Genomic DNA, 9,998 nt, shown 5'->3' with positions numbered 1-9,998 from the left:
ACACTTCGTGGGATAGTGTCACAAAACAAAAGCTCGAGAATTTTCTCGAGCTTTTTTGATATTATATGATCTAGAATTTTAATTTTAATTCAAATTCATTAATTCTTTTGCTTGATTGATTGCTGCATCTGTTAATTCTGAACCAGAAATCATTTGAGCAATTTCTTCTAAACGTTGTTGTTGAGAAAGTTCTATCACATTTGTTTGTGTCGTTTCGTCAACAACTTCTTTGTAAACTTTTAGCTGATAATTTCCTTTTGAAGCAACTTGTGGCAAATGCGTAATTACTAAAAGTTGCATATTTTCAGCCATTGTTTGCATTACTTTTCCTGTTTCATTCGCAACTTTTCCAGAAATTCCTGTATCAATTTCATCTAAAATCAACGTTGGTAAATGTTGATGCGTTGCCAATAATTTTTTAATCGCTAACATCAATCGAGAACGTTCTCCACCAGAAACAGATTTCTCGAAAATACGCGGTTCCATTCCTTTATTTGCCGAGAATAAAAACAAAACTTCATCTTTTCCAGTTGCTGTGAAATCTGCTGTTTCGTTTAATTGAATCGTTAACTGAGAATTTTCCATTCCTAATTGTGACAACGTATTCAAGATATTTTTTCGGATAATTTCGATAGAAGAAAATCTATTTTTTCTAATTTTAATTGCTTGTTTTTCAAGTTTTTCTGAGATTAAATTCAACTCTTTGTTTAAGTGAATAATTAAATCACTCAAATTATCGAAACCAGAAGTTTGACTTTCTAATTCGTCACGTTTTACAATTAATTCTTCAACAGAAATCACATTATGTTTACGCAATAATTTATGAATCAAATCGTAACGATCTGTAATCTCTTGTAATCTTTCAGGATTAATTTCAGTCGAATCTATCAAACTGCTCATTTCACCAGAAATATCTTGCAATTCTATTTTTGATGAAATCAATCGCTCGTAAATCGAATTGTATTGCGAATTATAATCCGAAATTTTATTCAATTTATTGCTTGCCTCGTTCAATTGAGAAATTATTCCCATTTCAGGATGCTCCAAAAATTGATAAGTTTCATTCAAAGTCGAAATAATTTCTTCTACGTTTGACAAAGATTTTATTTCGATTTCCAATTCCTCTAATTCTTCATTTTTTAGCGAAGCATTGTTCAATTCTTCCCACAAATGCAATTTATACTCTAAATCTTGTGATTGATTTTCTAATGAATTTTGAGCGTCTTTTATCTTTTTCTTTGTTGAAATATAATGGTTAAAATCCTTCTTATATTCTTTCAACAAGTCTTTATTTTCTCCATAAATATCCAACATCGAAAGTTGAAAATCAGCTTCAAAAATTTTAGGTGTATTAAATTGAGAATGAATATCAATCAATAATTCTGATAATTCCTGTAAAATAGAGACTTTAACAGGTGTATCATTGATAAAAGCACGCGATTTCCCAGAAGGTAATAATTCTCTTCTCAAAATAGATTCGTCTTCATAATCTAAATCATTCTCTTCGAAAAAATCATTTAATTCAAGATTTTTAATCTCAAAAACAGCTTCGATAATACATTTTTCATCAACATTTTTCAAGGCTTTTAAATCGGCACGTTCGCCTAAAACTAATTTTAAAGCACCTAACAAAATCGATTTTCCAGCACCAGTTTCACCGGTAATTGTGGTCATACCTTGATGAAAATCAATCTCCAATTGATCGATAATGGCGAAATTATTAACGCGAAGAGTTTTTAACATTTACTTTTTCAATTTATTCCAATAATTGTCGTTGTATTTTGGCGCGATTGAATTTAAAATTCCTTTCAGTTTCTCGATATTCACCGTAGAAACCTGTCCGCCTGAAAATACTTGACTAATTTCGCTATTTTTTGCTGTTAAGAAAAGTTCTAAAGGATAAAATTGAGAATAATTTCCTCTTTGGTAAAATTCTAACTGCAATAGAGTATTTCCAATAGCATTTTTACCACGAACTTCGTTCTCAGACATAATGTCTAAGCCGTTTCTATGATATTGATAGATGATATTTCGAAGTGTTGAATTATCCGATTTTAAAATATTGTTAATTAAGGCTGTACGCGATTTTATTCCATCTAATTCGCTCCAACCAGAGAAATTATTGTTCGCTTGACCGAAATCTGCAATTTTCTTCGCCATTTTGAAATACTCTGTTCCGCCTTCTTTCGCAAATGTATCTGCATCATATCCCAAAACTAAATAAATGTAATACGTCAATACATCTGTCAAATTTTTTCCACTGAATTTTCGATCATTGAAAATTAACTCTTCAGATTCTTGGTATTGAAACGTAAAATTATCGTCAGATAAATTAAGAACAGGCGTATAGTACGTTGAGTTAAAAACAGGACGACGAGATTGTACCAAAATAGTACCTTTCATTCTGTTTCCCTCACGTTCCGTTACATTGATGACGAAACTAGCTTCAATTCTTTCGTATGTTTTTAAACGATCATTTGTCCATTTTGTTGAATTAATAAACGTTTTTAATGATCTTTCTAAAGTTTGATAAACCTGTGTATTAGATCCCTGAACCTGAGAATAATCGACTTTTACATCTGCAATAATATTTTGCGAGAAAGCCGAAATAGCTAAACACGACGAAAAGAAAATTGAGGCTAATTTCTTCATAATAAATTTTATAACTTATTTAAAATGACATTCAAAATATCTTTTGCAACATCTGTTTTTGATTTTGCATCAAATTGTTGCATCGATAAATCTTTATCAATAATTGTAATTTTGTTTGTATTCTTCTGAAAACCAGCTTCTTTATCTTGCATCGAATTAAGAACAATAAAATCAAGATTCTTTTTGGCTAATTTTTTCTTTGCATATTCTTCTTCGTTATTCGTCTCTAATGCAAAACCAACCAATAATTGATGTGTTTTGATTTCGCCTAACGAATTTAGAATATCAGGATTTTTCACCAATTCGATAATTAAATTATCATCGTTTTCTTTCTTAATTTTATGCTCAGCCATTTTTTTTGGACGATAATCTGCAACAGCCGCTGACATTACCACAGCATCAGCATCAGCAAAATTAGCGTGCATCGCTTCGTACATATCACGAGCAGAAACAACATTTATTCGATCGATAGGAAAACCTGTAACAGATTCGTGACTTGGACCACTAACCAAGGTAACTTTTGCACCCAAATTAGCAGCAGCTTTTGCAATCTCGAATCCCATTTTTCCCGAAGAATAATTACCTATAAAACGAACAGGATCTAAGTTTTCGTATGTAGGACCAGCAGAAACTACTACTTTTTTTCCGTGAAGTGGGAGAGTAGCTTCGATTGTACTTTCCAAAAACGCAATAATGTTTTCAGGTTCAGCCATTCTACCTTCTCCAATTAATCCACTTGCTAATTCTCCAGCTTCAGCAGGAATACAAATATTTCCGAAAGATTCTAATTTAGCAATATTTTCTAAAGTTGATGGATGTTTGTACATATCCAAATCCATTGCTGGAGCAAAATATACAGGACATTTAGCCGAAAGATAAGTTGCTAGAACTAAATTATCACATGTTCCATCTGCCATATGTGACAACGTATTTGCTGTGCAAGGTGCAATAATCATATAATCTGCCCAAAGTGCATATTCTACATGATTATTCCAATCACCTTTATCACCGAAAAATTCCCATTCGACTGGATGTTTAGAAAGTGTGGAAAGTGTAAGTGGAGTAACGAAGTTTTGAGCTTCTGGCGTCATAATAACTTTGACATCAGCTCCTTTTTTGATAAGCCCTCTAACAAGAAAAGCGGCTTTGTAGGCCGCTATTCCGGCAGAAACTGCCAAAAGAATTTTTTTACTATGTAAAACAGACATTATTTATCCTCATTTGGATTTCTGTAATATACGTCATTGTCTAACCATTCCTTAACCGCAATAGAAGTCGGTTTTGGTAATCTTTCGTAGAATTTTGAAACTTCTATTTGCTCTCTGTTTTCAAAAACTTCTTCTAAAGAATCTGTATGTGCAGCAAACTCATCCAATTTCTGAATTAATTCAGTTTTCATTTCTTGGTTGATTTGTTCTGCTCTTTTACCCATAATTACAATCGATTCGTATAAGTTTCCTGTTTTCTCATCGATTTTATTACGATCATAAGTTTGTGTTGTTGGTGCTGCACCGATATCCTTGAAATTCATAATGAAAGAATTTTATATATTTTACTATTATTTATTATTTTGCTCTTTGCTTAATTCAGCTTGATCAGCTTCAAATTTCTTTTTAGCTAATTCTATATCAGCTAATTGTTTTTTAGTATCCACCATATCTTTGTCGATTTTCTCCATCAATTTATCAGCTTCTGCTTTAAATTTTGTTTGTGGATAATATCTTGTTAACAATAGATATTGCGTTCTGGCATCTTGTAAACGTAAATCTTTGTTCTCGATACGAGAGAAATTTAACGCCAATTCTGTTTTAGAACGTAATGAATACATCATTGCTTCTTCACGAAATTTAGAATCTGGATATTCATCAACCATATTGTCAAAAGAAACTCCAGCAGCCTTATATTTCATTGTTTTGTAATAAACTTTAGAAATTTCGAAAGACTTTAATTCTAATTTTTGTCTAAGTTCTGTAATATAATTATTCGCTTCTGCAACGTGTGCTGATTCTGGATACGAATTGATAAATCCTTGTAACTCACTGATTGCTGTGTACGTACTTGTTTGATCCAAGTCATATTTTGGCGAATCTTTGTAATAAGAAAATGCCGATTTGAATAAAGCTTCTTCTGCACGGCTATCCATAGGATAAGCTCCTGCAAAGCTTTTGAATTGATGTCCTGCTAAACGGAAACTTTTTTCGTTAAAGTTACCTTGTGCCATATTATAGGCAATGTCCGCAGATTTTTCTGTTCCTACAAATGATGTAGAAATTTTTTCATACAATTCGTTTGCCAAATCATATTTACCATCTTGATACAATTGTGTAGCCAATGTAAAGATTTCGTCTTTATCCGTACTTTTCATCGCTTTGTTATAGGTCTTGTTACAAGACACTAAAGAAGCGCCAATTAAAACTACTAAGCTTAGTTTTTTAAACATTCTGCAAATTTAATAAAATTTGAGGACTAAAGTATAAAATATTTTTTTCTTATCCTCTTAATAAAATCTCAAAGTTTTGATTTATTCCGCTGTTGTGTCTGTACTTAATGTAACTATATCACGATCAAATAGATATAAACCTCCTTTGTCAGATCCAATCATTTCTAGCTTATCTAAGATATTTCTTGCTAATTTTTCTTCTTCAATTTGCTCAGAAACATACCATTGCAAGAAATTGTGAGTTGAATAATCTCTTTCTTCTAATGTTAAGCCTACAATTTCGTTAATTGATTCAGAAACAAAGCATTCGTGGTTTAAAATTGCAGTAAAAACTTCTTTCAATGTTGTGAAATCTTGTTTTGGTTCTTCAATTTGTGGAACAAACGCTTTTCCGCCTCTTTCGTTAATAAATTTAATTAATTTTAACATATGCATACGTTCTTCGTCTGCATGCGAGTACAAGAAATTTGCAGTTCCTTCTAAACCTTTCACTTCAGCCCAAGAAGCCATAGCTAAATATAATTGAGAAGAATCTCCTTCTAATTTGATTTGTTTGTTTAATGCGTCTAATATTGTATCTTTTATCATAGCTTTATTTTTTTAGATGTTTGATAATAATTGGTTAATTTTTGTTGTCAAATTAGCTGATGCTGGAACTAAAGGTAATCTTGTAAATGGTTTACAAACTCCTTTTTTATCTAAAACAGCTTTTATTCCGCAAGGATTTCCTTCCTCGAAGATAGCACGTGTAATTTCTACAACTTTGTAATGACCTTCGTAAGCAGCAACAACTTCTTTGTTGATTGCTTTACGAATCATATCTGTAAAAACAGTTGGAACACCTTGTCCGATAACAGAAATAACACCAGAACCTCCAGCTAAAGTCATTGGTACAGCGAATTCATCATCACCAGAAATAATATTGAAATCTTCGCGTGTATTTTTACGAATAATATCTGTTGATTGTAAGAAATCTGGTGAAGCTTCTTTAATTGCAACAATATTTTTGAATTCATTTGCTAAACGAATTGTTGTATCTGCTGAGATATTAGAACCCGTTCTACCAGGAACATTATACAAAATAATGTTGGCATCTGTACTTTCTGCAATCGCTTTATAATGTTGGTAAATCCCTTCTTGATTTGGTTTATTATAATAAGGAGAAACTGTAAGAACTGCGATATAATCACTTAAATCTGTTTCTTGATATTCATTAATAACTTCTGCCGTATTGTTACCTCCAATACCCAAAACCATCGGAACACGATTAGCATTCGCCTTCTTTATTGTTTCGATTACCTGTTTCTTTTCATCCTTTGTAAGTGTTGCTGCTTCTGCAGTAGTTCCTAAAATAACTAAATACTCAACACCGCCATCGATACTATAGTTTACTAAATTTTCTAATGCAGCATAATCTACGGTACCATCTTGTTGAAAAGGCGTAACCAAAGCAACTCCTGTCCCAATTAATTGTTTCATCTTCTATAAATGTTATTAAATCTAATACTAAGTTAAAATTCGGAATTATATCTTGAATAATCAAATAATAGTGTTAATCTATAATTGGTCTTAGATAAAATCCAAAATCTTTCAAAAATAACGATTAATTCAGAGGAATAAAATTAATTTATGTATAGATTATATGATTTTACTTATAAAAAAAGCCACTCAAGTGAGTGGCTTACTATATTTTTAACGTTTGATTAGTTAAATGTGTATTTAAATCCTAAAGAAAAACGACCAGCTTCGAAGTTAGAATCGTTTGTTAAGTTCCACCATGGTTTCCAATCAAAATGTAAAGCCAATGGAGCAGAAGGAATTTTGTATTCTAAACCAGCTTGCGGACGAATTGCAAAATAAGTTTTGTCCTCAAATTTACCTCCATCTACAAAAGATAATTGAGGTCCAACACCAACATACCATCCTAATCCATTTGCACCAGAAAAAGGTTGATTATACGTATAATCTGCACCTAAAACAGTAATGTTATCTCCAAACATAACTTGTACGTTACCCGCATTTTTACCATCAAAAGAGTGCTTGAATTGTGGACCTACGAGTGTCTCTCCGTCTCCTAAATCTACAACAACACCTAAAGCATTTTTATAGTTTTGAGCATTTACTTGAGAAATTCCTAATGCCATTACAGCTACTAATAATACTTTTTTCATTTTTATCAAATTTTCAGTTTTAACTTTGTTATGCCAAGAATTTTACAAAAAGCGTGCAAATGTTATCTTAATGTTAAGTTTTAACATAAGTATTGTTGTTTGGTTTCGGATATAACCCTTTATATCAGTAATATAATCGATTAATTTAAAATCATTCTAAAGTTTAAACTTTTACATCATTTTCTTAAAAAAGTTAATTTTGTAGAAACAAAATAATAATGATTAAAACTGTAATTTTCGATATGGACGGCGTAATCGTCGATACAGAACCAGTACATAAATATGCTTATTTCAAACATTATAAAGAACTAAATATTCCGGTTACGGAAGAATTATTTGCCACATTTACAGGACAATCGACAAAAAATGTTTATCAAATCTTGAAAGATAAATTCAATTTGAAAGATGAAGTGAACGATTTGGTTTTGAGAAAACGTACAATTTTTAATGAAGCTTTTGATACAAAACCAGATTTATATTTGATTGATGGTGTTGAGAGGTTGATTAAAGATTTATACAGTAATGGAATCGAACTGATTTTGGCGTCCTCGGCTTCAAAATCGACAATTGATCGAGTTTTTAATCGTTTTGAGTTGAATCAATATTTTACACATAAAATTTCTGGCGAAAACTTTCCGAAGTCAAAACCAGATCCTGCTATTTTTCTATATGCAGCTGATTTGGCTAAATCTAAACATGCTGAATGTATAGTTATCGAAGATAGTAAAAACGGAGTGGAAGCGGCTTCCCGTGCGAATTTGTATTGTTTAGGTTACAAAAGTGCAAATTCGAAACAACAAGATATTTCAAAAGCAAATTGTATTGTAGATGATTTTAATGCGATTGATGCAAATTTTATTAAAGAATTTGAATTAACAATTTAAGATTAATCAATAATCTTAAATTGTTTCATTAAGAAAATGGCATTCATCATTTTGGTTGTGCCTTTTCTTAATTTATAATCTGAATAATAATTGTTGTCCACGTTTTTTAATTCGAAACAATAATTAATAATATGATCCGGGTTTTCACCTTCCATTTTCGTTAATTCTAAATCGTGAGTCGCGATAAAACCAATCAATTTTGTAGGAGATTTAATCAATTTTTCTAAAAATTTTTGCGAACCAATTAGTTTATCTTCTGAATTTGTTCCTTTTAAAATCTCATCTAAAATGATGATTTGTGGTTGATCATTTTCTAAACGTTCAATCAAAATTTTCAATTTATTAATTTCATTTTTGAAATAAGAATCGCCAGAAGACAGATTATCGACTGTCCTGATACTTGTAAATAAATCCATTGGATAAAATGACATTTTTTCTGCACTCACTTTTGAGCCATTCATTGCCAAAACCAAATTTGTTCCAACTGTTCTCAAAAAAGTACTTTTTCCAGCCATATTTGCACCTGTAATAATCGCAATATTGTTTGGACGATTGGTTTCAAAATCATTTTTCACAACTGTTTTTTCATCTAATAAAAGGTGAAAACCATTCGTAATTTTTAACGCATAAGGTTCATCTACAATTTCGGGATATGTAAATGATGTATGTTTATCATTGAAAATAGCAAAAGAAACGAAGGCCTCTAATTTCGCCAATTCATCTAACCAAGGTTTGATTTGATGAACCGTTTTTTGAACTTCATTTTCAAATTTGATCGAATAATGTAATCGCCATAAGAAAAAAGTATTTAATACAAAGCCTAAAATCGGGAAATTTGCTGCATCTAAAGTTTCTTTTGTTGAAGAAATTGTCTTGATTAAATCCGATGATTTGAAAGGATTTACAAATGTATTTTGAATTTCAACATTTAGTTTTGATTCAAATTTTTCTTCTTCAATATGTCGAAAAACTTCATATAAATTATCCAATTCATCTGCTTTCATTGTCGTATAAGCTGCTATTCGTCGAAGTTGTTGTTTATAAAACATGGAAATTGCATTCGAAATAATAACTGCGCCTAGAATCCAATAAAAAACAATTTCTTTCGGAAAACTAATAATTGCTAAAGCGATAAAACATAAAATATTCAGAACAGAAAAGATGAGTGGAAGTAATTTTATTGAATTAGTATTGAATACACGATTTTCGAACACAAAAATTGAAGATTGATTCATGTTTAATCGCTTTGTAAATGTCAAAAATGTCACTATCCAATTTCTTTTTTCAGCCAATTCTGTAAATGCATTTTGTCTATCAATAATTTCTGATTTGTCTAAAATCAAATTCGATAAAAAATGTTTCAACTGTAAATTTCCAATTCGAGTTTGCGTTTTATTGATCCGATTGAAGATTGAATTTCCTTCCAAAATATCTAAATCTTTGTTGTAAACATTATTGAACTGAGAATTATCTTCAACAAATGGATCGATAGAATCATCAGATTTTATTTGATTAATAATTTCTAAAGCTTGAATTGAATAATTGAGTTCCGAAGAAATTTTAGAAGTTTTAACCACTAAAACGATGAAAACTATAAATAAAATAGAAGAAATAATCAAATATAAATTGTTGCTCGACGTGACGTAAAGCAAGAAAAATACAACCGAAATAATAAATGCAACAAGCCTGATATTGCTGATTTTATTCTTTTTTGACTTTAAAAGATTAAAATCATTTTGTAGTTTTTCTTCAATTTTCAGATAGTTTTCCATTCTTAATTTTATTTCTGATTAAAGGTAGTGGTATAAATAATAAAAGAGCGAAATTTCCGCTCTTTTAAATTGTTGTTTA

The 9,998-nt window shown here is 30.7% G+C and carries 10 protein-coding genes; 1 reads left to right on the top strand and 9 read right to left on the bottom strand.

Going from position 1 to position 9,998, the window contains the following annotated elements; genetic code table 11:
* Positions 1 to 84: 84 nt before the first annotated feature.
* The 8 genes from recN to B4J88_RS04540 all read right to left on the bottom strand — a co-directional run bounded on the left by recN (position 85) and on the right by B4J88_RS04540 (position 7,263).
* The gene (recN, locus tag B4J88_RS04575; protein WP_291066577.1) at positions 85 to 1,743 is read right to left on the bottom strand and encodes a DNA repair protein RecN; all 1,659 of its coding nucleotides are present in this window, start codon (positions 1,741 to 1,743) and stop codon (positions 85 to 87) included.
* Complete coding sequence (locus tag B4J88_RS04570) at positions 1,744 to 2,652, bottom strand: DUF4835 family protein (protein WP_115000576.1); 909 nt, start codon at positions 2,650 to 2,652, stop codon at positions 1,744 to 1,746. It abuts the gene before it with no gap.
* Between the two features lie 8 nt (positions 2,653 to 2,660).
* Complete coding sequence (gene coaBC, locus B4J88_RS04565; protein WP_291066575.1) at positions 2,661 to 3,860, bottom strand: bifunctional phosphopantothenoylcysteine decarboxylase/phosphopantothenate--cysteine ligase CoaBC; 1,200 nt, start codon at positions 3,858 to 3,860, stop codon at positions 2,661 to 2,663.
* A complete protein-coding gene (locus B4J88_RS04560; protein WP_019973784.1) occupies positions 3,860 to 4,183 on the bottom strand; it encodes a DNA-directed RNA polymerase subunit omega in 324 nt (107 codons plus the stop codon). Before B4J88_RS04560 ends, coaBC begins: the two co-directional genes overlap by 1 nt.
* A gap of 27 nt (positions 4,184 to 4,210) precedes the next feature.
* Complete coding sequence (locus B4J88_RS04555; RefSeq protein WP_180904401.1) at positions 4,211 to 5,092, bottom strand: outer membrane protein assembly factor BamD; 882 nt, start codon at positions 5,090 to 5,092, stop codon at positions 4,211 to 4,213.
* An 81-nt stretch (positions 5,093 to 5,173) separates the two neighbouring features.
* The gene (locus tag B4J88_RS04550) at positions 5,174 to 5,680 is read right to left on the bottom strand and encodes a ferritin (protein WP_038334248.1); all 507 of its coding nucleotides are present in this window, start codon (positions 5,678 to 5,680) and stop codon (positions 5,174 to 5,176) included.
* Between the two features lie 12 nt (positions 5,681 to 5,692).
* A complete protein-coding gene (gene dapA, locus B4J88_RS04545; RefSeq protein WP_291066571.1) occupies positions 5,693 to 6,571 on the bottom strand; it encodes a 4-hydroxy-tetrahydrodipicolinate synthase in 879 nt (292 codons plus the stop codon).
* A 224-nt stretch (positions 6,572 to 6,795) separates the two neighbouring features.
* Positions 6,796 to 7,263, bottom strand: coding sequence for a hypothetical protein (locus B4J88_RS04540; RefSeq protein ID WP_280048866.1), 468 nt, complete (start codon positions 7,261 to 7,263; stop codon positions 6,796 to 6,798).
* Between the two features lie 218 nt (positions 7,264 to 7,481).
* Here B4J88_RS04540 and B4J88_RS04535 point away from each other — a divergent pair, with 218 nt between their 5' ends.
* Positions 7,482 to 8,147 carry an HAD family hydrolase gene (locus B4J88_RS04535; RefSeq protein ID WP_291066568.1) on the top strand — a complete coding sequence of 222 codons (666 nt, stop codon included), beginning with the start codon at positions 7,482 to 7,484 and terminating at the stop codon, positions 8,145 to 8,147.
* 2 nt (positions 8,148 to 8,149) lie between these two features.
* On the opposite strand, the gene B4J88_RS04530 is transcribed toward B4J88_RS04535, so the two are convergent.
* Positions 8,150 to 9,919 carry a MutS-related protein gene (locus B4J88_RS04530; protein ID WP_291066566.1) on the bottom strand — a complete coding sequence of 590 codons (1,770 nt, stop codon included), beginning with the start codon at positions 9,917 to 9,919 and terminating at the stop codon, positions 8,150 to 8,152.
* Positions 9,920 to 9,998 lie beyond the last annotated feature (79 nt).

The organism is Empedobacter sp. UBA5036 (genome assembly GCF_002415215.1).
Classification (GTDB): Bacteria; Bacteroidota; Bacteroidia; order Flavobacteriales; family Weeksellaceae; genus Empedobacter; species Empedobacter falsenii_B.
Note: the sequence above shows the minus strand (reverse complement) of the source record. Positions and strands in the feature narration are given on the sequence as shown.